The organism is Gluconobacter sp. Gdi (genome assembly GCF_014132155.1).
Taxonomy (GTDB): Bacteria; Pseudomonadota; Alphaproteobacteria; order Acetobacterales; family Acetobacteraceae; genus Gluconobacter.
The window spans coordinates 217,369-244,136 of the sequence record NZ_BLJQ01000001.1 but is presented as its reverse complement, the minus strand read 5'-3'; the positions used below and the strand labels follow the sequence as shown (position 1 = coordinate 244,136).

Below are 26,768 nucleotides of genomic sequence, written 5' to 3'. Positions count from 1 at the left end.
CCATGACAGCATTTGGACGACTCTGGCGCCGTGCGCCTCTTTGGCGCACAAGCCTTATCATGATGGTCGGCGGGATCGGGATGGCGTCGTTTTTCCCGACCCCGGCCTTGAAGAAGGCCATGCCCTGGCTCCCGGGACATGCTCCTGGTGCAAGTCCAGCGTCTGCAGCAGGCGCGAGCGGCGCGCAAAACGCCGCCAGCGGCAATGCCCCAAACGGTGGCGTAGATCAGGTCGGTGTTCCCGATCCAGGCATCACCCTCCGGCACAGCCTGAAGATTGCCGGGCGCACTGTTCCGCTCCCGACCGGAGACTGGCACACTATCCTGACGGCCCGAAGCGGCCCTCACGGAGAAATTTCCCAGCAGGTGCTGGCGCGTACGGATAGTGGTGTTGTCTCGGCCGTGATTGTTGTCCGCGCCAGCCAGCAGACCCTTCCGCAGGAAGTGACGGATGGGCTGGAAACGCCGTGCCATGATGATCGTAACTATGCATCACGTATCAGCGGAAAGCCGGGCGCATCGGAAGAGTGCACCTATATGGGGAACGCAGTTCTGGCGAACAATACAGTCAGCCCGGACCCATTCATCACAGCGGCCTTCAACCGCATGGCAACACTCGGCTTTCCAATTCCGCCCCTCATGATCAATGTTGGGTGGTATCACGCAGCCCTTCAGGGCACGCAAGGCGTTCAGGTCGAGACTGTAGAGACGCTTATTGCTCCGATTGAGCATGGGTCCCGGCAGTTGCTGGCGCCCATTAACATCTGGGGCAAGGGCACAGTTCATTCCAATCCGGACTCCTCGCGCTTCATCACGGATCTGGATCGGTGGATGCTGAAATGGGCGGACGTTCTGCGACAAGGGTTTGACGGGACGCTTGACCCGAATACGCTCACACCATCCATCACGAGTGATCCGTCAGCGCCCAAAGCGTCCTGACAAAAAAGGCTGCCTCCCAACAGAGAGGCAGCCTTTTTTAATTCATTAAACGAGGCGTCTTTCATGCTTCCCAATCAGTGATGACCAATATTGCCGCCCATACCGCGGCCCATGCGCCGTTCTGCCATACGGGCCAATCTCACGAACGGTAGCCCAAGCAGAAGATAAGCCGCACCGACCATCAGCCCCGTTCCGAAATAATCGTAATAGGTGGATGACAGACGCACATAGGTCTGACTGAGTTCCGTCAAGGTGATGACGGACACCAACGAACTGTCTTTGAGCAACGAAATAAAGTCATTGGTCATGACCGGCACAACCGTGCGGAAGGCCTGCGGGACCACGACTAGGCGAAGCGCCTGCCAGTGCGTCATGTTCAGGGCGATAGCGGCTTCCATCTGGCCCCGGGGGACAGACAACAAACCCGCACGGTAATTCTCGGCTTCATAGGCGGCGTAATTGAGACCCAGTGACAACACGCCTGCCATGAAGGGAGACAGCCGGATGCCAAAGGCTGGCAGCCCATAGAAAATGAAAAGAACCTGAATCAGCAGCGGTGTACCGCGAACAATTTCGACATATAACCCCGCCACAAGCCGAGGGACCGTCCCACCATAATGCCGCGCCAACGCAAGAAGCAGGCCCAGAGCGACCGCAATCACCATAGCGAGCGCTGAAACAGCCAACGTCATCAAGGCTGCCTGGCCGATCAGAGGCAGGAACCCGACATACCGGTGAACCAGAACCTTCCAGTTCCCACCGGTCGTGCTGGCCATGGCGGCCCGATACCGGTCCCATTCCACCGGGGCAATATCCGGATGGGTATGGTCCCCCGTGTAGTTCTCCATCAACGGAGTCCACAGGTTCCAGCGTGCCAAAATCTGGTGAAGCGTCCCGTCCTTGATAAGATCTCCGAGGGCGGCATCCACCTGATCCCGCAACGCGCGGCTACCAGGCGCAAACGCAATGCCATATTCCATGCTGCCGATCGGTTCGCCCACCAGCTTCATGTCATCGGAAATGCTGCCGTAATACAGGGCGATGGGCGCATCCAGCAGGATCGCGTCCAAACGTCCGTTCCGCAGATCCGAAAAGGCATTTGTCTCTTCTTCATAAGACCGGATCGTAGAGCCACCCTGCCGGCGCAACATTCGCTCGGCTGTGGTGTCCTTGATCGTGCCAATCTTATGCCCTTTGAGAGCCTCCAGCGTGTCGAGACCCGTTTCTTCCTTGCGAAGAATGATCCGCTCGCTTGTCACATAGTAAGGACGGGAGAACAGGACCGCCGCCTTGTGCTCCGGCGTCATTTCGATGCCGTCTGCAACCATGCTGTAAAGGTCACGCGACAGGCCAGGAATCAGGCCATCCCAGTCATTCTGAATGAAACGCGCCTTGCGGTGCATTTTCTCCGCGATGGCATTGACCAGATCGTATTCGAAGCCCGTCATCCGGGATTCATGCTCGGGATCATGGAACACGTAAGGCACATTGGCCTCACCATCCGAGGCCCAGGGCAGATCGGTGTTATCCCGAGCCCCCGGCACGACCAGAGCGTCTGGCGCGGATGCGACAGTCTCGTCAGCTGCTACGGCATGAACGGAGGGTGCCAGCATGAAAGCCAGCGCCAGTAGACACGCAAAAAACTTGTTCATCACAGGAGCGTCCGCAGGAAGCGCCGTGTGCGCCCCTCTTTCGGGTTGGCGAACATCAGGTCCGGGTCACCGCTTTCAACGATTTCACCAGCCTCCACGTACAGCACGCGATCCGAGGCGGCACGGGCAAAGCGCATGTCATGCGTTACGACAAGCTGCGTCATCCCATCATCATCCAGATCCCGCATCACCGACAGAACTTCTTCTGAAAGTTCCGGGTCAAGTGCGGATGTCGGCTCGTCGTACAACATGACAGATGGCTTCATGGCGAGCGCACGGGCAATTGCCGCGCGCTGCTTCTGGCCGCCCGAAAGACTGTCCGGGTAGCGGTTTTTAACACCCGCCAGCCCCACTTTTTCCAAAAGCGTACAGGCGGTCGCCTGCGCCTCATCCCGTGAGACACCTTTCACGCGCATCGGCGCCATCATAACGTTATCAATGACGGTTCTATGAGGGAAAAGATTGAAGGCCTGAAAGACCATGCCGACATGCGCCCGCAAGCGATGGGCCTGTGCCTCATTGGCACGTGTCCAGCTTTTGCCAGTGCAGGCGAGTGTAACATCTTCAATACGGACAGTTCCGGCGTCAGGATGCTCCAGAAAATTAAGGCACCGCAGGAACGTGGACTTGCCACAGCCTGAAGGCCCGATAATCGAGATCAGCTCGCCACGTTCAACATCAAGTGACAGACCACGAAGAATTTCGTTGCCGTCAAAAGACTTGGCGATCCCGCTCGCCTGTAACACCAGATCAGTCAGTTCCAGACATCCCTTAATAAGACGTGTGATCATAATACCGTTCAGCCCTCTTAACGGACCTCGCACTGGCTATCGAGACCTTTCCTGCATGCGGGAATGAGAATTCACCAGATTGCAGCTTTTCAGACGCCCCCTTGCAGTTCCCGCGCTCAGAGGGTCTAAGCTGATGAGACCGTGAACCGGACAGAACGCTTCCCATGACGACCCAGCCGCCCGACCCGACAACACCTTCCGTGCTTCTGGATGTCAGGGATATTACGGTTTTCCGTGGAGACCGGCTGGTTCTGGATGATGTGAGCCTTTCGCTTGCGCATGGCGATGCCATGATACTCACCGGCCCGAATGGTGCGGGAAAATCCACTCTTCTCAGAACAATCGCAGGCCTTCGCAAGCCTGATGGTGGCACGATTGAGCGCTATGGAGCACTGGCCTGGCTGGGCCATCAGGATGCTCTCAAGCCTGGCCTGACGCTGGCGCAAAATCTTGCCTTGGCCGATCGCCTGGGCAGCGGAAGCATGGAAGACGTGTTGGAAGCCCTTGATCTGGCATTCCTGACTGACCTTCCAGCACGCCTCCTGTCCTCGGGGCAGAAACGCCGGGCGGCTTTTGCACGCGTCATGCTGTCAGGAGCGCCGCTCTGGCTTCTGGACGAACCGACCGTTGGTCTGGATGTGGCGAGCATCGAACGGCTTGGAGCGATCATGGCCAAACACCGTGACAACGGGGGCGCCATGATTGTTACGACGCATGTTCCGCTCCCTCTGGACAACACGCGTTCGCACGAACTCCCTTCCCTTGCTCACGCTGAACCGCTTTGGCTGTCATGACCGCTTTCTTTGCCCTGATCGACCGTGACCTGCGACTTGCCTATCGGTTTGGGGCGGATACGCTCGCGTCCCTGCTCTTCTTTATATTGTGTGGCAGCCTTTTCCCTCTGGCCCTTGGTCCCTCACCAGATCTGTTGCGTCATATGGGGCCGGGCATCATCTGGGTCTGTGCACTGCTCGCATCGCTGCTCCCGCTGGACAGACTTTTCGGCTCCGAACTGGAAGATGGCTCACTGGATCTGCTGATGCTCACGGGCCTTCCAGCGTATGCCGTTGCATTTGCTAAAATGATTGCTCACTGGCTGACAACTGGCCTGCCTCTTCTTGTTGCAGCTATCCCGCTTGGCATCATGCTGGGCGTAAAAGGGAGCGAACTCCCGCTTCTTTTGTTCGGGCTGATGCTTGGAACGATGTGCCTGTCCCTGATGGGTGGCATGGCCGCCTCAATCGTGTTGGGGGCGCGTCGTGGTGGCGTTCTTTTGCCACTTCTTGTTCTGCCTCTCGCAACGCCAGTACTGATTTTCGGTGCGGCTTCGTCCTATGCCGGGCAGCTTGGTGCATCATCAAGCGCCGGATTCGACCTTCTGGGAGCATGCCTGTTTGCAATGCTGCCACTTTGCCCACTCGCAGCAGGCTATGGCCTCAAATCTGCGGTTGGCTGATTTTTAATACGTTAATTTCCTTATTTAATTGAGTTTTTTTCGCTTGAGGCGTCGCAAGAGTCTCAACGGGCGATCCATAGTGCCGCCTCCGGTCCATTACATACTGTTAGAATTTTTCAAATCATTATTGACTGTTAGTTTTGTTCCAACTTATTGATGCAAATAAGTCATGACCTCTCAGCGCATCAAGTCGCTGATACGGCAAAACAAGCATCCTTTTTTGATTGGAAAAAAAATATCGTGTCTAATACAATAGACTGGTCAAACATTCCCCAAAGCGGCGGTGATATTGGAACAGATGGTCAGGAAACCATCGTTACTGGTCACCCCACCACGGCCGTGAACAGTCTCACCATCCATGGTACCGTTACGCTAGACAATAACCAAAATGTGGAGGTTCAGGGCCTCACAATCGGCAGTGCCGCGAAGCTGGTTATCGCCACTGGTACCAACTTCAAGATGAATAACAGCACCCTACCTGCTGGTACTATCAAGGTAGATGGTGGCTCCTTCACGAACACCAACGCTTACAGTGCTTCCGGCCCGCTGACGTTTGAGTTCGGGGCCCCGGAGGCAGGGAGTGCCGTAACAGTCAACGCATATGCTACGAACGTGAGCTTCAGCAATGTTGCGCCCGGCGACAAGATCACCTTCGTGAATTCATATGGCGCTGTGAAACTTGTTGATGCAGGAAACGGCGTTGTTAAGGTCACAAATAGCAACGGTCAGACTCTCAGCACTCTTAACACTGCCAAGAACCCACAAGGGAACTACTACAAGGCTGCAGATTTCAGCTCTTCAAGCACCGGCAACGATTCAACCCTAACGTGCTTTTTGACGGGCTCCCTGATCCGCACCCAGGAAGGTGAAGTTGCTGTCGAGGCGCTGCGGTTTGGCGACAATGTGGCCGTATATGTTAATGGCCGTGAGGAAATTCGTCCTGTCACATGGGCCGGCCATCGTCACATGACGGTTCATGCTGGCGCTCCTGCTGACGAAGCGGGATACCCGGTTCGCATCATGAAAGATGCCATCGCATCCGGCGTACCCCACACGGACCTGCTGGTAACCCCGGAGCATTGCCTGTTCCTTAATGGGAAGTTTATTCCGGCTCGCATGCTGGTGAACGGTCGTTCCATCCATTACGACCTGAGCATCACGTCATACGATTACTTCCACATCGAGACGGCAGATCACTCGGTCATCATGGCAAATGGCCTGCTCACCGAGAGCTTCCTGGACACCGGAAACCGTGGCAGCTTCCAGCAGGACGGAAACGTCTTCAGCATTGGTAGCAACGTCAAGAACTGGGCCGACAATGCCGCCGCACCTCTGACGACGGATCGTGCAGCGGTAGAGCCTCTGTTCCGCGACATCGCAGCGCGCGCAGACATGGCCGGCCTTGAATCCGTTGTCGCCGACACGGTCCTGACAGAGGATGCAGACCTGCACCTCATGACGGAAGACGGAACCGTCATTCGCAAGATGCGTGAAACCAATGGCTACGCCATGTTCATGCTTCCGCAGAATGTCCACTCCGTACGTCTGATGTCCCGCACCAGCCGTCCGTCCGACATTGTCGGTCCGTTCGTTGATGACCGCCGTCAGCTTGGCGTGCTCGTTGGCCATATTGCTCTTTATGATGCTGGCAGCACCTCTGCGCTTTCTGCTCACCTGACGGAAAGCGAGCTTGCTGGCTGGAGCGTACAGGAAGGCAAGGCGTCTCGCTGGACCACAGGGAACGCTGAGATCCAGATCCCGAACCGCGCTTCCCATAGCATTGCCATGCTGGGTGTGCAGATCCTGTCCAACAGTTCCTACGTGCTGGCGACAGAAGATAAGGTGACGGCCCTGACAGCCTGATCCGCTTCTTCACGGCAGATCACGAAGCGCCAGCCCGTCCCGGGCTGGCGTTTTTTGTTTTCCCACCTTCAAAACGCACCTGCCATCTCGACGGCGATATGAAACCGCAGCATCATCGAAGGATATTTTCATATAAGAAGTCCTTCACATCATGCGGTTTTCCCTCCGACGTTCCCTTCTCTCATGCGCGGCTCTTCTGGGGTGCACTTACGGGCTGACCGCCCAGGCTGAGCCCGGTTATTTCAGGGAGCCGTCAGTCACTGGGCAGACCGTTCTTTTCAGCGCGGAACAGTCAGTCTGGAGTGTGCCCCTGACGGGAGGCACAGCCCAGCGCCTGACCAGCGCGCCCCATGGCGCCAATGCTGTTGACCCACAGCCTGTCCTCTCCCCCGATGGCAAAGAAATCGCATTTCTGGCGAATTTTGATGGGCCGACAGAGCTCTACATCATGCCAAGTTCTGGCGGCACGCCCCGACGTATGACGTTTGAAAACGCGCCGAAACTTCATATCGCAGGGTGGGACGCTCATGCAGGCATCCTATACTCCATGCCGGACGCAACTGGCCCTTACTACAGCTATAATGTCGCAGCTCTGGATCCGAAAACAGGTGTAAAGCACGTCTATCCGCTTGCCAACGTCAATGACGCTTCCATTAGCCCGGACGGTAAATGGCTGTATGCCGTGCGGTTCGGGCTCGCGGTAACAGGCGATCATATGCGGGCCTATCGTGGAGGAGCACTCTCGCAACTCTGGCGGTTTGATCTTCAGTCCGGAACCGAGGCCGAACGTATTGGCACACGCACAGCGAACCTCATTCGCCCCATGCCGTGGCGAGATCGTCTGATCGTAATTTCCGACGAAAACGGGCGTTACAACCTCTGGAGTACCGCCACAGACGGGACAGATGCCCGACAGCTGACCCATTTTACGGATTACAGCATTCTGGAAGCATCACTCTCAGGCGACCATGTTGTGTTCCGCAAAGGGGCAGACCTCTTTTCGCTGGATCTGACCTCAGGCGAGAGCCACCAGATCCCCGTCAATTTGGTCTCGGACAATGCACCTCGTGCACCGTACTGGCTGGATCGACCAACCCGCTTCACCACGTCGGAGACGATTTCTCCCAAAGGCGATGCCGCTATCTTCACGATGCGCGGCCACACGGTCGTGGCAGCAGCTTCCCCGAGGCGTCTGATCGTCCTGCCCACCCCAGACAATGTCCGCCTGCGCCTCGCCCGCGTGACGCCGGATGGCAGGTCCGTCATTGCGTTCAGCGATGCTGGCGGAGAATCTGCACTATGGCGTTTTGCGGCAGATGGCAGTGGCAAGGGAGAAGCACTCAGCCAGCCATCCTCAACCGAACCTGTCGCTCTCGAAATCTCACCAGACGGAAAATACGCCGCGCATACGGATCTGCTGGGGCGCCTGTGGTTGCTCAACCTTTCCAGCAAAGCTGAGAAGCTGGTTGATGATGCCACTCAGGACGGTACGAACGTTTTCGATTCCCTTTCATGGGCGGCAGACGGAAAGGCCCTCGCCTTCGTACGCACGCGCGGCTCCAATCTGCGACGTCAGATTGCCCTGTATTCTCCGGAAACAGGACGGACGGAGTGGGTGACGAGCGATCGTTACGAATCCTATAGCCCAACCTTCTCCCCAGATGGGAAATGGCTGTGGTTCCTGTCTGATCGCACATTCTCGCTGGCTAACGGTTCTCCCTGGGGAGACCGCAATCTGGGACCGGCGTTTCCACATCGTACAGGCATCTATGCCCTCGCACTCCAGGCCGGAGAACGCTTTCCTTTCCAGGCGCCAACCGAGCTGGATCATGATGACAGCAAGGAAAAGAGCGACAAGAAAGATGAGAAGAAGGACGCTCCCAAGAAGCCTCTTCCCGCGTTTGAATGGAGCGGATTGGCAGATCGTCTCTATCAGGTTCCCGTCCCTGCCGCGGATTATCACGGGCTGGCAGCCGCCAGCGATTATCTGTTCACCGTGGATGGTGCGGACGATGACGCCAACCCTCTGAAGTCCATCCATATCGATAACAACGAGCACAAGATCGAAACCTTCTCTCCCAAGGTTGAAGATTTCAGCCTCTCCGCAGACGGCAAAACGATCATGACCGTGGCCCCTCGCGCGAAGCTGGCGCCCGAAGTTCTTCTGCTGCCGGTCGGGGCCAAGAAGCCTGATGATGTCGCAGGAAAAGCGGTCAGCTTTGAGGGACTACGACTGCGCATCGACCCTGCTCAGGAATGGTCAGACGAATTTGTCGATGCCTGGCGCCTTCACCGTGATCATTATTATGACCGCGATCTGCATGGCGTAGACTGGAAAGCCGTTCGAGCCCACTTCGCACCATTTGTGGATCGACTTGGAGACCGTGCGGATCTGGATGATCTGCTTGGCCAGATGGTTGCTGAAATTGGCGCCATGCACTCCCAGCTCCGGCCGGCACAAAGCCTCGAAGACCCGGCTGCGAACCTGATTGCCGGACTGGGTGCACAGATTACCCGCGAAGCAAAAGGCTTCCGCATCACACATATTTATAGAGGAGACTGCGATCTACCGGATCAGCAGTCTCCATTGGCTGCTTCGGGCGTTGATGCGCAGGACGGAGATCTGATTGTTGCCGTGAACGGACAATCCGCAGCCGACGAGCCCGACCTTTCTACGCTTCTGGCCAATCAGGCTGGGAAACAGGTTCTCCTGACCCTTCTGCGCAATGGCAAAGAACACAAAACAGTCGTGACAGCCGTAAGCTGGCGCAAGCAGAAGTCCTTGCGCGCACGGGACTGGGAAGTCAGCCGTGCTGATCTTGTAGATCGTGCCAGCCATGGACGCATTGGCTATCTGCATCTGCAAGCCATGGTCGGCGATGACATGGAGGCATTCGCCCGCGAGTTCTATGCCAATATCGACAAGGATGGACTCATTGTTGACGTCCGCGGCAATAATGGCGGCAACATTGACAGTTGGGTTCTGACGCAGCTCATGCGCCGGTCCTGGATGTTCTGGAGCCGCTATGGCAACGCTCCGGCCATCGACATGCAACAGGCGTTTCAGGGCCATCTCATCGTGATTTCAGATGAAATGACCTACTCGGACGGTGAAACCTTCTCTCAAGGCATCAAGTCTCTCCATATTGCTCCGCTCCTTGGGGAACGCACAGCAGGCGCCGGTGTCTGGCTTTCGGACGGTGACCGTCTGATTGACAACGGCAATGCCCGGACAGCCGAAAACCCCTATTTCGACATGAACGGCCACTGGCTGGTCGAGAACAAGGGTGTCTCACCGGATATCGAGATCGAGAACATGCCGGTCGCCACCTTCAAGGGGCAGGATCAACAGCTTGATGCAGCAGTTTCGTATCTGAAGAAGCAGATGGCGGATCATCCGCGCCCTGCTCTCAAGGCTGAGCCTTTCCCGGTTCAGCAGCCTGCTTCACCGCAATAAGGCAAAAAGTCCATGGCCTCTGCACACATCTGCAGAGGCCTTTTTATTCAGAGCATCATATCCATGACCTGATCCCGCCGGGAAAAACGGTGCATCAGCGCCGCCACACAATGCCCGGCAATCAGAACACCAAGAATCCAGGCAGAAAACTGGTGCATGACACCCAGGATCGGCGCGAACAGCGCAGTTTTCTGAATGAGCGCCGGCAGGTGCACCGTCCACAGCATCTGGACTGGCGCACCGTGAGCAGAGGCCATCAGCCACCCCGTAAGAGGCGTAGTCAGCATCAGTAGATAAAGGCATCCCTGAAGCACGCGCGCCGCAATGCGCTGCTCTTCCGGAATAGTGTCAGGTAATGCTGGCGGCCGATGTGTTGCGCGCCAGGCCATTCTGAGAACAACAAGGATTACAACTGTCGATGCGATCTCCTTGTGAATGGAAAGCAGTTCTCCCTTCAAAGGAGAAGCCCCACGCGGCAACAGGCGCCCCGCATAGAATCCAATCATCCAGACCGGGATAATGATAGCAGCCATGCCCCAGTGAAACAGGCGGGCCAGAAGAGAGTAACGTTGGGGCACAGGGGATCCATTTTCAGAAAAGGAAGAGCTTTGTGCTTCCTTTACCCTGTTTTCCGAAGCAATGAATTTTCATTCAGTGACAGAGAAGGATAGGAAGACCGGATATTCCTCCACAGGACCAGACCGTGATCCATTCCCTCTATCGTCGCATCACCGACCTTGCTGCCTCACCCAAAGCCGTATGGTGGCTTATCATTATCGCCATGGCAGAAGCGTCGGTCTTCCCAATCCCCGTTGACCTGATGCTCGTTCCCATGATCCTGACGCGACAGGACAGGGCCTGGTTTCTTGCAACAGTCTGTACTGTTTCTAGCGTAATAGGTGGCGTGATCGGATGGCTGCTCGGCGCTTTCCTGATGAAGCATATCGGTATGCCCATCGCCCATTTTTATCACGCAGATGGGCGCATTCTGGCGTTGGAAGACCTGTTCCGCCGATATGGCATATGGATCATTTTAGGGAAGGGCCTCACACCTCTCCCCTACAAATTCGTCACACTGGCTGCAGGCGCGGCACACTTCCCGCTGCTGCCGTTCATCGCTGCCAGCATCACAACGCGCGGGGCACGTTTTTTCCTGGAAGCCGCCCTTCTCAAAGCCTTTGGGGAACCTGTGCGTGAGTTCATCGAAAAACGCCTGACAGTGATTTTGCTGATTCTTCTTGTGGTGATCGTTGCAGGCGTTGCGCTTGTTGAGCTCTTCTAACGAGATAGTCACACCAGATCATGCTTTGTTGGCATAAAAAATAACACAAATACTATTTGAATATAACAGATTCATGTTATCGTTTCTGCGATCGTACTCACACGGTTATCGGTAACGGCTTTCCTGCAGGCATGCCTGCCCCGTTCTCCTCATGCCAGAACGTCTCCGACGAGAATGACATGAAGAGAAAAGGATTGCCGGCCTCCGAACGACAACCCGAACACACATTCCCGCTGTCAAAGGAGTTCGCCATGTTCAGAAAAGAGCCTATCTTTATCGCTAAACGTTTTAACATCCTGCCGCCCGCATCACGCTCGGCAGGTGTGTTCAGTGGTATCGAAGCGCAATTTCTTGGACTGGCTTCTCCCGGGCTTGTCACATTGCGAGCCCCACTGGAAAGCACCGACCTGCCACCGTTGCCGTGTGAAGACACTCCATCCTCCCTTTCCCTCAGGAAGGCATGACATTCATGAGTGCCACAGAGCTTTCTCCACCCCATCAAGCAGTCATCACCAAATCCCGCATCCTCTGGGGCATGCCGGTGATGCTGCTGTGGGGTTATATCGCTGTTGCCCTGTACATGACGGGCGACGGCATCGAAGTTGCGTTCCTTGCCAAATACGTCACGCAGATCGGCTTTACGCCCAAACAGGCAGGAATGCTCTTCACCATTTACGGTGCAACAGCCGCCATTTCGAGCTGGCTGTCTGGCGTGCTGGCAGAAGTTTATGGCGCACGCCGCATTATGGCGATCGGCACCATCTGGTGGGCACTGTGCCACGTCGCGTTCCTCGGACTCGGCCTCGGACAGCACTCCTTCCCGATGATGATGCTGTTCTATGGTCTGCGCGGCTTCGCATACCCGCTGTTCTTCTATGCGTTCTTCTTCTGGATCGTCCAGAAAACCCCCGATCATCGTCTGGCCTCTGCCATCGGCTGGGTCTGGTCGATGTTCACGCTGGGTTACGGCATCATCGCGTCCTTCCTACCAAGCTGGACCATCCCCGCTTTCGGATTCATGCCGACCCTGTGGATGTCTTTGGCCTGGGTTCTGGCTGGCGGCGCACTGGCTTGCCTGACCATCCGCGAAGATCCCTCTGAAGCCAAGCCACTGGCAGCCAAGGTATCAGTCAAGGAACAGCTGATCGAGATCAGCCGCAGCCTGACGCTGATTGTTGAGAACCGCGATATTGCATTGGCACTCATCACGCGCGTCATCTGCAATCTGTCTCTCTTCGGCTTTCCGGTCATCATGCCGCTGTTCTACACGTCTCCGGAAGTTGGCTTTACCATGCCGCAATGGCTGCGGATCTATGGTGCGTTCTTCCTGGTTCAGCCTGTGACCAACGTGGTCTGGGGCCTTATTGGAGACCGGATCGGCTGGCTGCGTCAGATGCGTTGGTTCGGCTTTGTCGGCTGCGCAATGGCAAGCCTTGCCTTCTATTTCATCCCGCACCTGATGCCGGGCAACATGTTCACTGCGATTATCGGTGCCTTGTTTCTGGCTTTAACGCTCAACGCATTTGTGCCCATGGGAGCAATCTTCCCCGCTATTGCGCCCGATCACAAGGGTGCCGCGGTTTCCGTGCAGAACCTTGGCGGTGGCCTGAGCAACTTCCTGGGCCCGGCACTGGCAACACTGTTTGTTACTGGCTACGGCACGCAGGGCGTCGTTTACATCTACGCAGCACTGTATTTGCTTGCCGCAGTCATCACCTGCTTCATCCGCTTGCAACAGCCCAAGGGAGCTTCCGCCATGGAGGTTTACTCTTCCGCCAAAGCGTCCGCAGTTCATGAAGAAATGGAAGATCTGGGCATCCAGACTCAGAAAAGCTGAGCTTCAAACATAAAAAAGCCCGGCACTCAGGCCGGGCGATTTTCTGAAAAGACCTCGCATCAAAACGCTGATGCGAGGTTTTTTTATTCTTAGTTCAGCGCCATCTGCTCATGAGCCAGAGCCTGCTCCGCGCCAAATGATGGCCACTCAGAATGCGTCAGCGCTTTCAGAGACGGCGAAGAGAGCCCCATCTTATGTGCATACAGCCACGTATACGTCAGGGCGCGATGCACATAGTCACGCGTTTCCGTGTTGGGCAGCGTTTCCATAAAGAACAGCGGATCATGAAGATCTGCCGTCTGCGCGCTTTCCCAGCGGGCAATAGCGCCAGGCCCTGCGTTGTAAGACGCCAGAACCCGTACAAGATCCCCGCCCTCAGGCCGCGCCGACAAAGATGTATGGCTCGACTGAGAAGCCAGATACAGCACGTAAAGCTGACCAATCTCCAGATTGGATGACGGGTTATGGAGGCGGTTTACCATGTCAGGCGGCACGGGAATGACAGCCATTCCGTGGGCATCATATGTCTGGTGATGCAGCGTGATGAAGCTCGCCGTGATCGGCCGGATCTGCATCAGCCCATGCGCACCCGCCCCGGATGTAGCGGCAGCATCGAAATTCGATTCAACGCGCGTGAGGGCATAAACCAGAGCCGGGTTCATCCGGAAGCCATGGTTCGGTTTAAGCCGGGGCATCGGCAAATCCGCACCAGCCGCTTGTGGCCGGCTCACCCCATTCATGATGAGCGACGCGAGCTGTTCGGAGAGATCTTCAAATCCGGCAGTCTGAGCAACGAGCTGCAAGGACCGAGACCGCGCACTATCAGGCGCCACGTCCGTCCACATCCGCCGCATCAGCGCCTCGGCGCGTGCACGCTCGCCAATCTGAAGCAGGGCAAACAACTGTCGGCCCTGTGGGAGCGCACTGATGGCCTCGACGTCAATTTCCCCAAGAACCGGAACAGGATCATGAAGCGTGATTTCCGTTACGCTGTCTGGCAGGCGGGCATGACCCTTACGTCCAAGCTCCAGTGTCTGAGCGGCGAGCATCCCATAAAATGTTTCGTGATGGTTCGCTGCACGATGGAGCCAAGACACGTATGCCGCCATTGCGTGACGGCGAATTTCTGCACGTGCAGCCCAGAACGCTGCGGCTGCATGAAGCTCGGGCGATGTTACTGGAGCATTCGCCGCCGATTCAAACAGCTCATATGCCGCATCAAGATGACCCTGACGCCAGGCAGCCAGACCAGCGACATAAGCGGGAAGACCAACCTGATGGCCTCCTCGCTCGAAGCCGGCGCAACCATGACGCAGCGCGCTCTGAGCATCTCCCTGCGAGAGCAGCCCCAGAGAAATTTCTCCGTAAAGCTGCCCTGCATAGGCAGGGGTCATGCCGGGCGTAATATCCACAAGGTGCAGTGCACTGGCTGCGCCCTTCACACCCTGCATCACCCGCTCCTGAACCGTACGATCCAGAAGAGGATTACGCGTGAAGGCATGCGCCAATGGGTCCGCGGGGGAACTATTGGGCAGGTGGACAGTTTCAGGACGATCTTCAGGCGCCAGAGACCTCACAAAATTCTGGACCTGAACTGAGCCTGCCGGAGCAGTCCTTACCAGAAGCCCCTGAATTGCAGGTGCGTCCGGTTGGGTTGAATAGTTCTTCAACCAGTCACGGAGCTGGTCCGCCCCTGGATGAGCACCAGGCGCAAGATAGCGATCTGCCAGAACATCGCCCAGCAGGACGCGATCCGTAAGCAAACGCGTCTGCTCCATGGCTTCTTGCAGGTCACCACGACGCTGCGCCTGCAGGATCAGACGATATCGACTGGCCATAGTGGCCGTCAGAGGGTGTGGCAGCGATACAATGCCGTCCCCACCGAGGCTGGGACGGGCTTCTGCAAACGCTGTTTCATCGCCAGCATGGTCTGGCTGAGGCGGCAGAGTCTGCACACCGTCAGCACGCACCGGGGAAAAAGTTCCACCGGTCAGAATCAGCACACTCACAAGCAACGCTCGCGCCGTGCCACCTGAGATGAAAGGGGTAATCCTTCGCATAGCCGCCGGGTGCTACCCGGTTTCTGGCACGCTGGCAAGTTTTGGTTAACCAGAACAGAGCCTCGGACTAAGCGATGATATCGTCACACACTGGAACAATCCAGTGGCAAACACCTGTTTTCGAGTAGTTTTTTGCGTTTTCGCGAAGTTTTTTACAGGCTTAAATCAGGACTTATTTAGTTCTGTATTTTCCGCACTCAATCGCTCCATCAAAACCAGAAGATCCTGCCACGCATTCCGGCGTGCAGCAGGGCTGGCAGCGAGTTGTAACGGGTGTCGCATAGGCAGCAGAGCAACCGGTGCATCCAGCTCGGGAATCCGAATTTCCGTCCATTTGCCACGCAGCCGATTCAGCATGGCCTGATCCCCCAGAAGCAGCCGCAGAGGCGTTACTCCCATCGTCACCAGAAACGGTGGTCGGCACAGGGCGATCGTTTTCAACAGCAACGGACGACAGGACCGCATCTCCTGATCCGTTACACCGCGCCCTCCCGGCGGCCGCCATGGAACCGCTGGTGCCATTGAGAGCACCGAGCGTTCCAGCCCTGCAGTGGCCAGCATTCGATCCAGAAGCTCACCGGCACGCCCCGCAAAAAGTTCTCCAGAGCGATCTTCATCCGCGTCCGGCGTCTCTCCGATCAGCATGAAACGAGCAGCATCGACAAAAACGGGCTTGAGCCGATGCGTTGCCGTCCGCGCCAGAAACAGATCATCAAGCGTTTCGCTCGCCCGAATCAGGGCAGGCAGATCACGTGCCTGTTCCAGCCCCGGCGATACCGGCGCAGGCGACGGTACTTCCCTGGGTAACGCTGGTCGGGCGTGTAAGGTGTCCACTCGGGCAGGCAGACTCCGAGGCACATCCGAAAGGCGGTCAATCGTCTCTTCCGAAAGAACTTCGTCCACACCCCAGTCATATTGCAGCTGTAGCGCGGCAAGCAGTTCTGCCCGGCTCGGAACAGGCTGGGGTGTCATGAAAAATCCGTTCAGGTTGGCGTATGACCACATGCGGTCTAGAATTGACCCATTATGCAGATCACGCGCGGCTGGCCCAGATCAATTCCGGTTTTTTCGCACTCGCTTCGCGCGGGTCTCTCGGCACTTCTGCTGGCGGGAACCCTCCTGCCCTCAGCATTTGCTGCCCCTCCTCCGGAAACAATGCCCGCTATTGATCCCGGGAAATCCCTGACCGGATGGCTGCTGGCGTCGAGCGTCATGATGCAGCGCGGTGAAATCGACGCTGCCTATAACGCGCTTTCACATGTCCTGACGTTATCTTCCCGCGATCTGAAGCTGCGCGAAGATGCTCTGCGCTACGCCGCCATGACAGGACATGAAGATGAGGCTGTGACGTTCGCCAAAACGCTTCCCGCCAGCGATATTGCCACCCTCGTCCTTGCCCAGAACGCGGTTACTCGGAAATCCTGGACGGAAATGCGCCAGACCCTGAGCCGCAATAACCATCGAGGCCCTCTGGTCTCTGTTGCAACGCCAGTTCTTCTCGCATGGGCGCAGACAGACGAAGGCCATGTCGAGCAGGCACTTTCCACTCTCAACGCCGCTGCGACCTTTGCCCCGACACGCCGCCTCTACCTGTTCCATGCTGCGCTGATTGCAGAGCGACTGCCTTCTCAGCATCAGGCTGAACTTCTCTATCAGAAGACTGGCAACAGCCCCGATGATCCGCTGACGCTCCAGATTCTTTACGCCCAGATTTATGGTGGCTGGCTGGAAAGTCAGGGCCAGCATAAGGCAGCACTTGATGCCGTTGCTGCGCTGGGCGTGAGTTCCCCTCTCGCCTCCATGATCATTGGGCCACTTCAGCATAACCTGAAAAAACGACCTCCCCTTTCTCCCTCTCAGGGTGCGGCAATTTTGAACCTGCAACTTGCCCTGATGATCACGGACGTTATTCAGCAGGAAGGCATTCCTCACGATCCGGCCATCATCGCATTGCAACAGGCCCTCTATCTTGATCCCACCCTCACGGTTGCACGCATTTTCCTTGCCGACACCTTCCGTGACGGCAATCAGATCTCGAAGGGCCTCGAGACACTCAATTCGGTTTCCAGCACGGACTCTCTGGCAGCGCTGGCGGCCCAAGAGCGAGTCAATCTGGCCAGCCGCTCCCACGATCTTCCACTTCAAGCCGATGCGCTTCATCGCGCGCTGACCCTGCTTCCGGGTAACCCGCAATTTCTGGTTCAACTGGCTGAAGTTCAGGATCAGATGGGCCATCATGCCGAGGCGATCGATCTTTATACGAAAGCTCTCAAGGCCTCCCCTCCTCGAAAGGAGATTGCCTGGCCGATACTTCTCGGTCGCGCCATGGCTGCCCAGGAAAACGGAGACTGGGCCATGATGCAGGAAGATATGCACCATGCGCTGGAACTCGCCCCTGACCAGCCAGAAGTTCTTAACTTCGTCGGTTATGCCAGTATCGAACACGATATTGACCAAGACCACGCCTTACAGTTGCTTAAGCGCGCGGTGGAACTTCAGCCTAACGATCCATCTATTCAGGACAGCTACGCCTGGGCCCTTCTCAAGGCCAAAGGCGACCTGAAAACTGCACTACCCATTCTTATTCAAGCTGCGGAGCATGCCTCGAGTGATGCCGAAATCGGCTATCATCTGGGCGTTGCATATTGGTATCTCGGTCGCCACACGGAGGCTCAGGATCAATGGAACCAGTCTCTGGATGACAATCCGCAGCCTCAGGATCGCACTCTCATTCTGAATGCCCTCCAGCAGGGCGGCCCACATCTCAAATCATTCGAACAGAACAAATGACCCGTCTTCAAGATACCGCCCACGCCAAAATCAATCTCTATCTGCATGTCACTGGGCGGCGGCCTGACGGGTATCATCTGCTCGACAGTCTCGCAGTCTTCGCCGGGGCAGCCGACACGATCAGTGTGGGAGAAAAGTGCGATCGGTTTTCTCTGTCCATTGAAGGACGATTTGGCAAAGGCCTTGAAGCCGACGACAGCAATCTCGTTCTTAAGGCCGCCCGTGCGCTTCAGGCAAAAAGCGGCTCTCATGACGCATACCGGCTGACACTGAAAAAGGATCTACCTGTCGCATCAGGTATTGGCGGCGGCTCCGCTGATGCCGCGTGTACACTGCGCCTCCTTTCACGCGTCTGGAACGCAACAGAGTCCGATCTTTGCACACTTGCAGAGCCCCTTGGTGCCGACGTTCCCGTCTGCGTTCGCCAGCAAGCGACACGCATGGAAGGGATTGGGGAAATTCTGACCCCAGCACCAGAAATACCGAACGGCGGAATTCTGCTGATTAATCCAGGCGTTGGTGTGTCAACGCCCGATATCTTCCGCAGCTTTGCCGCAATGGGGGGTATCGTCCAGCGTACAAAACCGGTGCTCCCCAGCCAATGGTCGTCAATGCGGGACCTTGTGGATCTATTACGGCAAACGGCGAATGACCTTCAGGCACCCGCGATTGCTCATGCCCCGGTTATTTCTGACGTTCTCACTGCGATTCAAAGTCAGTCGGATTGCCTTCTGTCGCGTATGAGCGGATCAGGCGCTACCTGCTTTGGCCTCTTCCCTACCCCACAAAAAGCCCGCGAAGCAGAAGAAGCTCTTACCCAAACGGCTACACGCTTGGGTTGGTGGACATGGAGTGGTCCATTCCATCAGAATTCTCCCGTTGGAACCCCCTGAAAAGAGGCGCTCGAGATGACTAGCAACCCGCGCATGCAGGTAACCCGCTCAGAAGACGGGCAAAAGATCATTCTCTCCTTTTTGGATGGAAGCGGTCTGACCGGTGACATTTCTCTGGATGAAGCCCAGTTGAACCAGTTGATTACCAGCTTGGGGATGGCACGCACAGCGCTACTGGAAAAGCGTCCGCCAGCGCCGATTGAAGGAGCGCGCTTCGCTCCTGTTTATAAAACGAACTGGGCCTTACAGATTGATGCCTTGACTGAAGGGTCCTTACTGGCCTTTCAACATCCTGCATACGGTCCCGTCGGTTTCGTCTTTACCCCCTCAGACGCGGAACAACTTCTCCGTGGCCTCCAGAAGCATCGGACAATGGTTCATTCTCAGCCGGGAGACGCTAGTAAACCAAGCTAAATGGACACTAAAATAATTCTACATCAGCGCCAGCAGCATATGAGGCAATAGGACGCCCTCTGAGCACTCCGCGAAGGTGAGACAGCGTCAAATGTTCAATCGCGCGGTCAGAAATTTGCACACCCTGCACATCTGACTGCATTGAAAGGCGATGACACAACACGCTCATTTGCTCCAATTCCTGCATCAGAACATCCAGTCCCTGCAGGGAAGTACCCTCTTTTTGGCAGCAAGCATCAAGCAGAATTGCCTCAAGGCGTCTGCATTCTGAGAATGCTTTGGCATACTGCATTGCCATTCCTTCCAGCAAAACAGCCAGCTCGACCTGAGCCATGGGGTCAAGCTCCACAGATTGGGCCAAACACTGCCTCGATCCGAGATTTTAACGAACTCGTTGTAAAAGGCTTAGCCAGAAAATTATTTACTCCAGCCGAAATAGCCTGCTGCACCAACTCTTTATTCGCTTGGCCCGTCAACATGATGAACCCCGTTTTCCCAAACGCAGGCGAAGAGCGAACCGCCTTCAACAACTCCAGACCATCCATATCTGGCATATTGAAGTCTGATATAATCAGATGCGTTGCATTAGCCTTCAGATGGTCAAGAGCCTCCAGTCCGTTACGGACCCCAGAAACTTTGACAAAGCCTAATTGAACAAGACTATTCCTCAACAACGAGCGAATAGATGTCTGATCATCCACAAGAAGAACAGACATGGATGAGGCAGAAATCATTGATAATTCTCCATTGCATGCCGCTCAGCTAACCGCAAAATAGCAGGTCCGATTTCGCTTAAGGGAAGTTGCGTTTCCACAGCACCGCACTCGAATGCGGCTCTCGGCATACCGTAAATGACTGACGTCTGTTGATCTTGGCCAATCGTTCGAGCGCCCGCCTCTCGCATAGCCAATAATCCTTTAGCGCCGTCAGCTTCCATCCCTGTCAAAATCACGCCAACGGCTTGGGGACCAGCGGCTTGGGCCACAGAGAAAAAAAGAGCGTCAACCGAAGGTCGATGACCATTCATCGGGGGTTGGGACACCAGACGGCAAACATAAGAACCAGTTTTTTCAGCCTGAGAAATTTCTGTATGCGCCGGTCCGCCCGGTGCAATCAAAACTTTCCCACGTTCCAGTCGGCAAAAATCCTTAACTAGACCAACTTGTGGGCGTGAAATTGAATTCAGGCGTCGAGAAAAGTTCTCCGAAAACTGCTGTGGCATATGCTGCACAATTACCGTAGGCGGGCAGTCAACCGGGAAACTTTCCAGCACTTCAGAAAGCGCTTCAACCCCTCCTGTAGACGCGCCAATTGCCACAATGACGTTTTGAGCCTCCTCTTCAATTAAAGGAGCCTTTGCATGTCCTCCCGGTCTACAGAATGCCGCCTGAACCACAACGTCTGCCAACCCAGAGAAAGCGTCTTCTCCATGCAATACAGGTATTTTGGAGAAGCACCGTACAGCACCCATCTGCCGGGCCCGCTCTGTGATTTCTCCATAAGGCGACAAAAGACTGGAGACCATGACGACTGGCATCGGACGTAGGCGCATGATCTTTTCGAGAAACTGCAAACCGTTCATCCCCGGCATCTCAACATCCAGGGTCAATACATCTGGCTTTAACCTGACAATCAGATCTCGTGCCTCCAGTGGTGTACTTGCAGTTCCTACCACTTGAACCCGTTTGTCTTGCTTCAGCGACAGCGTTATGAGCGCTCGACTTGTCAAAGAATCATCTACAACCAAAACTGAAATTGGTTGTCGGGACGACATACAGTCTGAAATTTTGTAATCTAACCGTATCATAAGACCTTTTTGTACGCATTCGTTCCGATGGGCCGAAGGCCTAACTCTTGAGAATTTGGTATTCGCTCTGAATGTCCAATATAAATCTCACCATTAAGATGAATTCGGCTAGATAACCTCTTCCAGAGAAGATCTGTTGTTTGTTTGTCAAAATAAATTGAAACATTCCTACAAAAAATCGCATGAAATTTTGATTGAAATGGCCAATCCCTTGTAATATTTAATATTTTAAAAATTATTAAGCCTTTGATATTCTCCGACATAGAAAACGTATCTATATTGTTTACGCAAAATTTGTTAAATTTTTCTGAAGGAATTTTTGAAGCGTGATTTTTACAATAAATTCCGCTCCTCGCCTTCCCGATCATTTCTGGATCGATATCAGTACCAAGAATTTTAATTGTTTTTGAAGGCAAGCCACTCAACGACTCAACTGCCGTCATTGCGGCAGAATACGCCTCCTCTCCACTAGAACATGCAGAAGACCAAATACGAATTTCTTCTCCTGAATAAGCGTCCCTATAAAAATCATGCCGCAAAAGTCTGTCTAAATAATTAAAATGTTTCTTTTCTCTAAAAAATTCAGTCACATTTGTTGTAATGTCAGAAATTATTTTTATCCTTTCATCATTTCCTCTCCTGGAATTAATAAATTTATAATAATCCTCAATACCATTAATATTATTATCCATTATTCTACTTGATATTTTTGAAATAATAAGATTGTTTTTTCTTTTTCCTAAAGAAATGCCGGTTAATTCCTTAACCATTTTCGAAATAAGAAAAAATTCTTCTTCTCTTATTAAGAATTTATTTTTAGTCTCCATGGATACAATCTTTTATAAACAACGATTCATCTATTTTGAAAATATTTCTATTCTCTAAATTAATAATTCCCTCGAAAAAAGAACAATTTTCATTTAAATTCAAGTTAGAAAAATCTTTCAAATTCTCCTGTTCAAAATCTAATATTTCTAAAACATCCTCCACAGAGAATGAAATTATTTTATTATTTCCCTCCACAACGATAATTGCTTTTTTTTCATGTTTCATACCTGAAGCATTAATTTTTTTCGAGAAATCAATCAAAGGAATGACAGATCCACGGATATTAATGATGCCTTCAAGAAACTCTGACGAATCTGGGACAGGTGTCGAATTAATCCAATTTCTTATTTCTTTTACGCAACGTATATCAATGGAGTACTCTTGATTGTTCGATGAAAAAATCAAAATTTGCGACATACTTCCTCCTACACCTCGTCAATAATATTGCTTATTTCAATTAATAATTCGCAAGAGAATCTACGTCGACAATTAACGCCACGCTCCCATCTCCCAAAATACTAGACAATGAAAATCCTGATATTTTTTTATAGTTTTTTTCTATAGATTTAATAACAAATCTAGATTGATCTATTATTTCATCCGCCATTATAGCTAGTTTTGATTTTTTTTCATTCTCCACTACAATGCATATTTTTTCTTTTCTTGTTTTATCTGAAATTTCATTTTCTTCATTGAAATCTATCGGGATTATTTCATCACGATATGAATATCCCCATTTTTTTTCTGAAATTTTAAAAGTTCTTTTTCTATTAAATACAAAAGCTTCCACAACATTCGGGACAGGTATAATAAATTTTTGATTATTTATTTTAAAAATCAATCCCTCCAAAACAGAAAGTGTTAAAGGAAGAGAAATAGAGAATTTAGTCCCTTCTCTTTCTTTAGAGGAAATGATAATTTTTCCGCCGATATCTGATATTGAATTTTTTACAACATCCATCCCTACACCGCGCCCAGATAAGTCCGAAACAATTTCGACTGTAGAAAATCCTGGTGAAAAAATTAAATTTTGAATCTCTTTTTTTTCCATAGGAATTCCAGGAAAAATAACTTTATTTTCAATGGCTTTATTATAAATTTTCTTACAATCCAACCCTGAACCATCATCTTCCACTTCAATAATAACGCGGCCAGAATGATGAAAAGCTCTCAAATAGAGATTTCCTTCATATGTTTTACCTTCCATACTTCTGACATCTGCATTTTCTAGGCCGTGGTCTATTGCATTGCGAACCATATGCATCAATGGATCAAAAAGCTTTTCAAGTATTGATCTATCAATTTCTGTTTCTTCACCTTCTATATGCAATAGGACCTGCTTTCCAGAAAGACGGGCTGTCTCTCTCACAATTCTTCCCATGCGCTGAAAAACAGTCCTAATAGGATGTGCGCGCATCGCCATTACATTTTCTTGCAATTCGTGGGTGAGTTGATTTAACTCCGCGATTACTGCATCGAGCGAAGAACCTGGCTGGATACCGTATGATTGCATCTGGGTGCGAATAGCTCCTTGATTAATAACCAATTCACTTACTAAATCTACGAGTTTATCCACTCTGCGCGTATCAACACGAACTGTAGGGTTTTCTTTATATTCAGCTTTCGAAATCGGGGAAATTACAGGCGATACAACTGAACTACCCTCGAGATTTTCGTCTCCCACAAACGGATTAGCCGCTTTTTCTTGAGTATTTTCCTTATGAAAAAAATCGACAAATCCTACTTTAAGATCTTCTCCTGACCATTCAAATATTTCTTCAATATTTTTCCTGCCCTCAGAAGTCTTTAAGGTAATATTCCACTGTAAATATGTCACATCCGGCTCGAATGCGTCCAAAAGTGGAATTTTGTGGGGCTTTACTTCAACAGAAAGAAAACCCTTTTTTTGTAAAAATTCGAAGAGATTTCTTACATCGTCGCCATGAGAATACAACGAAAATAAAGGCTGCACCTCAATATAGAAGGTGTTTTCCTTTGGAACGTCGATATCTATCTTAACAGGCTGAAAATGAATTCCATCTATGTCTTCCAGGATGGTCGGGTTCAGTTCTGGCTGTGCACATAACGCAGAATTATCTTCCAAGCACAGGCTAAGGTCCCTCCAGACATCATCTTGGTTTTGTAATGGCGTCCCGAAGCGATAAAAAGCGACAATATCGGCTAAAGCATCCGTTGCTTTCAAAAATATTGCGATTTTATCCTGATCGATGCTGCATTGCCCTGAACGGATTTTCTCAAGGACTGTTTCAAACAGGTGAGCAGCGCGCACCAGATTTTCCATGCCAAAAGCACCTGCTCCTCCTTTGATGGAATGAACAGCCCGAAAAATCGTATTAATTTTTTCAGAAGACGAGTTAAACGTCTCAAGTTCATTTTCTAGCGCAGATAAATGCTCTTCGCACTCTTCGAAAAAAACCTGACGAATGCTTTCCAGTTCATCCATAGAGCCATTCTCACTCATGGTGACACACGCTCAATAGTCTCAAGCAGACGGTCCGCAGTGAATGGTTTCACTATCCATCCTGTCGCGCCAGCTGCACGACCTTCCTTCCGAGCCTCTGGACTTCCTTCGGTCGTTAAAAAAAGTATTGGTAAATATTGTGTTTTCTTTTCAAGACGCAGCTTTCTGACAAGCTCCAGTCCATTCATCCGTGGCATATTCAGGTCTGTAATAATAATATCCGGATCAAACTCTACTAATTGTGCCAGAGCATCCACACCATCTTCTGCCAGACAAACGATATGCCCTGCCGACTGCAGTACATTCCGCAAAAGATCCCGGATTGTTCTGGAATCATCAACGATCATGATATTCATGGCGTATCGCCTTCTTCTAGTAAGAAGGTCCCACCCATCGTTTCCAATGCTTGCGTGAATTCGGCTGATGGGTTTTGGATTAGAAAACGAGACTGCCGGGCATGAGCTGTCTTCTGAGCTGAAAGTAGAACTTCAAAACATCGTCCTCCCAGGCGTTTAACGCTTCCAGCATTCAACGTAATGTCTGTCGATTGCTCTCTAAGCTCCTGCAAAAGCGTTACCGCAAATACAGTCCCCATATCTTCTGGGAGACAAAGCACCGCCATTACCGAAATTCCTCCCAGCCTTCATCAGATGTTTGAAAATCATCCGTCGAGAATAGTGGTGACGATGGCACCAAATTATAGTCGGTCTGATGGCGTCCGGTTCCGATCAAGTCACGCTCCCCAACATGAAAATGATGGACAATCTGCACCAACTCCTTGGCTTCTTCACTAAGGTTATGACTTGCTGCGGTCGCTTGCTCGACCATCGCAGCATTCTGCTGAGTATTCTGGTCCATCTGATTTACGGCCAGACTTATCTCAGAGAGGTCATTTGCCTGGCTTTGCGCTGCAGTCGCAATTTCGCCAATCAGGACACTGATTTCGCCGACATTCTCAACGATCGTCTTCATTGCAGCACCAGTTTCCTGAACGAGTGCTGTCCCTTTGCCGACTTGCTGAGTGCTGGATGTAATCAGATTTTTGATATCTTTCGCCGCATTGGCTGATCTCTGTGCAAGGGCCCGGACCTCTGTGGCGACAACAGCAAATCCCTTCCCTGCTTCTCCCGCCCGTGCCGCCTCGACACCTGCATTTAACGCCAAGAGATTTGTCTGAAACGTAATGTCGTCAATCAGTCCTAAAATTTGACCAATTTGCTTGGACGATTGTTGAATATCCAGCATCGCAGCCGTTGCAGCAGCCATGATTTCACGAGAGCTCTCAGCTCGCTCCCGCGTCTGGGTAACGACAATACTTGCGTGCATCGCCGCATCTGCGGTCTTCTTGACTGTCTCGGTCACACTTCCAACGGAGTGTGTTGTCTCTTCAAGACGACTGACTTGCTGTTCCGTTCTACGGGCGAGGTCATCGGCGGCAGAAGCAATCTCGGCAGATCCAGAAGAAATCGTTCCTACACTATCGTTTAGAGACACTAGGATCTTCTGAAGGTCCGCAAGTGTCTCATTGAAATCTCGCCGCAACCGTTCGTATTTTTCCGGGAAAGCCTCTTCCAGTTTCTGGTCAAGACGCCCTGCTTTGAGGTTTTTCAAGGCACTCCCGAGCACCTCGATCATTTCATCGCGCGAGCGGGCTTCAGTCATCGCCTCGCTTTGTGACCGACTGGCTTCTTCCTGAGCATGACGGGCGGAAGTCTGCGCTTCAGCAACCTGCCTCTGACTTCTCTCCAGATCAGTTTGAAGACGTTGAAGACGCTCGCGCACGCCATCAAGAGCTGGAACCGTTATAGAGGTAGGAATGCTTTGATCTGCAAGTTGATGCGCAGCCTGTGCAAGCTGTTGAGCTGGACGAAAGACTGAAAAGAAAATCAGGATACCAGAGAGGCTTATGCCAAGGAAAATTAAGGCGTCAGGCGCAAGGAACTCGAAGAGCCTGTTGCCTGTCACGCTTCCTGCCATTCCTCGCACACGCCAATATGCCGCACAACAAAGAAGCAGCATGGGGAACAGCAGACCTATCCACAGCAGCGCTGGAGTTACGCCGCTGCTTTTAGTGCTTACGGGCTCGCGTGAGAAAGACATTCCAGATCACCCAGTCAAAACAGAACCTGCCCCCACCGTGCACAGCACAAAGGACATGAAGGACTGTCTTACCCGTGACTGATTGATACTCCGTTAACAGCACTTCCCGGATATTTCA

The 26,768-nt window shown here is 52.9% G+C and carries 25 protein-coding genes; 11 read left to right on the top strand and 14 right to left on the bottom strand.

The annotated features are described in order from the left end of the window. The first annotated feature begins 2 nt into the window (after window positions 1–2). Window positions 3–938 carry a hypothetical protein gene (locus tag JN414_RS01045; RefSeq protein WP_202206345.1) on the top strand — a complete coding sequence of 312 codons (936 nt, stop codon included), beginning with the start codon at window positions 3–5 and terminating at the stop codon, window positions 936–938. Between the two features lie 74 nt (window positions 939–1,012). Here the strand turns inward: JN414_RS01045 and JN414_RS01040 are convergent, their stop codons facing one another. Continuing rightward, window positions 1,013–2,590 carry an ABC transporter substrate-binding protein/permease gene (locus JN414_RS01040; protein WP_046900034.1) on the bottom strand — a complete coding sequence of 526 codons (1,578 nt, stop codon included), beginning with the start codon at window positions 2,588–2,590 and terminating at the stop codon, window positions 1,013–1,015. Beyond that, window positions 2,590–3,381 (bottom strand): amino acid ABC transporter ATP-binding protein, encoded by a 792-nt coding sequence (locus JN414_RS01035; protein WP_304599223.1) that lies wholly within the window; start codon window positions 3,379–3,381, stop codon window positions 2,590–2,592. Before JN414_RS01035 ends, JN414_RS01040 begins: the two co-directional genes overlap by 1 nt. 164 nt (window positions 3,382–3,545) lie before the next feature. On the opposite strand from JN414_RS01035, the gene ccmA reads away from it, so the two are divergent. The 4 genes from ccmA (at window position 3,546) to JN414_RS01015 (ending at window position 10,157) form a co-directional block, all read left to right on the top strand. Further along, window positions 3,546–4,175 (top strand): heme ABC exporter ATP-binding protein CcmA, encoded by a 630-nt coding sequence (ccmA, locus tag JN414_RS01030; RefSeq protein ID WP_064273745.1) that lies wholly within the window; start codon window positions 3,546–3,548, stop codon window positions 4,173–4,175. Next, the gene (ccmB, locus tag JN414_RS01025; RefSeq protein WP_086634019.1) at window positions 4,172–4,837 is read left to right on the top strand and encodes a heme exporter protein CcmB; all 666 of its coding nucleotides are present in this window, start codon (window positions 4,172–4,174) and stop codon (window positions 4,835–4,837) included. The genes ccmA and ccmB overlap by 4 nt, the downstream gene beginning before the upstream one ends. Before the next feature lie 240 nt (window positions 4,838–5,077). Next, a complete protein-coding gene (locus JN414_RS01020) occupies window positions 5,078–6,700 on the top strand; it encodes a Hint domain-containing protein (protein ID WP_202206344.1) in 1,623 nt (540 codons plus the stop codon). A 151-nt stretch (window positions 6,701–6,851) separates the two neighbouring features. Next, entirely contained in the window at window positions 6,852–10,157 is a 3,306-nt protein-coding gene (locus tag JN414_RS01015; RefSeq protein WP_202206343.1) for a S41 family peptidase, read from the top strand. Between the two features lie 47 nt (window positions 10,158–10,204). Here the strand turns inward: JN414_RS01015 and JN414_RS01010 are convergent, their stop codons facing one another. After that, window positions 10,205–10,735, bottom strand: coding sequence for a cytochrome b (locus JN414_RS01010; protein WP_202206342.1), 531 nt, complete (start codon window positions 10,733–10,735; stop codon window positions 10,205–10,207). A gap of 125 nt (window positions 10,736–10,860) precedes the next feature. Here JN414_RS01010 and JN414_RS01005 point away from each other — a divergent pair, with 125 nt between their 5' ends. The 3 genes from JN414_RS01005 (at window position 10,861) to JN414_RS00995 (ending at window position 13,276) form a co-directional block, all read left to right on the top strand. Continuing rightward, the gene (locus tag JN414_RS01005) at window positions 10,861–11,439 is read left to right on the top strand and encodes a YqaA family protein (protein WP_046900041.1); all 579 of its coding nucleotides are present in this window, start codon (window positions 10,861–10,863) and stop codon (window positions 11,437–11,439) included. Window positions 11,440–11,618: 179 nt separating this feature from the next. Beyond that, window positions 11,619–11,903, top strand: a complete 285-nt coding sequence (locus tag JN414_RS01000) for a hypothetical protein (RefSeq protein ID WP_215768388.1) — start codon at window positions 11,619–11,621, stop codon at window positions 11,901–11,903. A gap of 5 nt (window positions 11,904–11,908) precedes the next feature. Further along, window positions 11,909–13,276 carry an MFS transporter gene (locus JN414_RS00995; RefSeq protein WP_215768387.1) on the top strand — a complete coding sequence of 456 codons (1,368 nt, stop codon included), beginning with the start codon at window positions 11,909–11,911 and terminating at the stop codon, window positions 13,274–13,276. A gap of 89 nt (window positions 13,277–13,365) precedes the next feature. Here the strand turns inward: JN414_RS00995 and JN414_RS00990 are convergent, their stop codons facing one another. Both JN414_RS00990 and JN414_RS00985 read right to left on the bottom strand, forming a co-directional pair. Next, window positions 13,366–15,291 carry a transglycosylase SLT domain-containing protein gene (locus tag JN414_RS00990; RefSeq protein WP_202206770.1) on the bottom strand — a complete coding sequence of 642 codons (1,926 nt, stop codon included), beginning with the start codon at window positions 15,289–15,291 and terminating at the stop codon, window positions 13,366–13,368. Between the two features lie 210 nt (window positions 15,292–15,501). Then, complete coding sequence (locus tag JN414_RS00985; protein WP_202206340.1) at window positions 15,502–16,308, bottom strand: uracil-DNA glycosylase family protein; 807 nt, start codon at window positions 16,306–16,308, stop codon at window positions 15,502–15,504. A 54-nt stretch (window positions 16,309–16,362) separates the two neighbouring features. Between JN414_RS00985 and JN414_RS00980 the strand changes: the two genes are divergently transcribed. The 3 genes from JN414_RS00980 to JN414_RS00970 are packed head-to-tail and all read left to right on the top strand — an operon-like array spanning window position 16,363 to window position 19,433. Beyond that, the gene (locus JN414_RS00980; RefSeq protein WP_202206339.1) at window positions 16,363–18,126 is read left to right on the top strand and encodes a tetratricopeptide repeat protein; all 1,764 of its coding nucleotides are present in this window, start codon (window positions 16,363–16,365) and stop codon (window positions 18,124–18,126) included. Next, window positions 18,123–19,019, top strand: coding sequence for a 4-(cytidine 5'-diphospho)-2-C-methyl-D-erythritol kinase (locus JN414_RS00975; RefSeq protein WP_202206338.1), 897 nt, complete (start codon window positions 18,123–18,125; stop codon window positions 19,017–19,019). The genes JN414_RS00980 and JN414_RS00975 overlap by 4 nt, the downstream gene beginning before the upstream one ends. Before the next feature lie 33 nt (window positions 19,020–19,052). Next, complete coding sequence (locus JN414_RS00970; RefSeq protein WP_202206769.1) at window positions 19,053–19,433, top strand: hypothetical protein; 381 nt, start codon at window positions 19,053–19,055, stop codon at window positions 19,431–19,433. Between the two features lie 7 nt (window positions 19,434–19,440). On the opposite strand, the gene JN414_RS00965 is transcribed toward JN414_RS00970, so the two are convergent. The 9 genes from JN414_RS00965 to JN414_RS00925 are packed head-to-tail and all read right to left on the bottom strand — an operon-like array spanning window position 19,441 to window position 26,515. Beyond that, complete coding sequence (locus JN414_RS00965) at window positions 19,441–19,767, bottom strand: hypothetical protein (protein WP_202206337.1); 327 nt, start codon at window positions 19,765–19,767, stop codon at window positions 19,441–19,443. A gap of 4 nt (window positions 19,768–19,771) precedes the next feature. After that, window positions 19,772–20,167: a response regulator gene (locus tag JN414_RS00960; protein WP_202206336.1), complete on the bottom strand. Its 396-nt coding sequence runs from the start codon at window positions 20,165–20,167 to the stop codon at window positions 19,772–19,774. Further along, a complete protein-coding gene (locus tag JN414_RS00955) occupies window positions 20,164–21,240 on the bottom strand; it encodes a chemotaxis response regulator protein-glutamate methylesterase (RefSeq protein ID WP_304599222.1) in 1,077 nt (358 codons plus the stop codon). Before JN414_RS00955 ends, JN414_RS00960 begins: the two co-directional genes overlap by 4 nt. Beyond that, a complete protein-coding gene (locus tag JN414_RS00950) occupies window positions 21,237–22,067 on the bottom strand; it encodes a protein-glutamate O-methyltransferase CheR (RefSeq protein ID WP_202206335.1) in 831 nt (276 codons plus the stop codon). The genes JN414_RS00955 and JN414_RS00950 overlap by 4 nt, the downstream gene beginning before the upstream one ends. Continuing rightward, on the bottom strand, window positions 22,057–22,485 hold the full coding sequence (locus JN414_RS00945) for a chemotaxis protein CheW (protein ID WP_202206334.1): 429 nt from the start codon (window positions 22,483–22,485) through the stop codon (window positions 22,057–22,059). The genes JN414_RS00950 and JN414_RS00945 overlap by 11 nt, the downstream gene beginning before the upstream one ends. Before the next feature lie 40 nt (window positions 22,486–22,525). Then, entirely contained in the window at window positions 22,526–24,550 is a 2,025-nt protein-coding gene (locus tag JN414_RS00940; protein WP_202206333.1) for a chemotaxis protein CheA, read from the bottom strand. After that, the gene (locus tag JN414_RS00935; protein WP_202206332.1) at window positions 24,547–24,906 is read right to left on the bottom strand and encodes a response regulator; all 360 of its coding nucleotides are present in this window, start codon (window positions 24,904–24,906) and stop codon (window positions 24,547–24,549) included. Before JN414_RS00935 ends, JN414_RS00940 begins: the two co-directional genes overlap by 4 nt. Continuing rightward, complete coding sequence (locus JN414_RS00930; RefSeq protein ID WP_202206331.1) at window positions 24,903–25,172, bottom strand: STAS domain-containing protein; 270 nt, start codon at window positions 25,170–25,172, stop codon at window positions 24,903–24,905. Before JN414_RS00930 ends, JN414_RS00935 begins: the two co-directional genes overlap by 4 nt. Then, window positions 25,172–26,515: a methyl-accepting chemotaxis protein gene (locus JN414_RS00925; protein WP_237389815.1), complete on the bottom strand. Its 1,344-nt coding sequence runs from the start codon at window positions 26,513–26,515 to the stop codon at window positions 25,172–25,174. Before JN414_RS00925 ends, JN414_RS00930 begins: the two co-directional genes overlap by 1 nt. Window positions 26,516–26,768 lie beyond the last annotated feature (253 nt).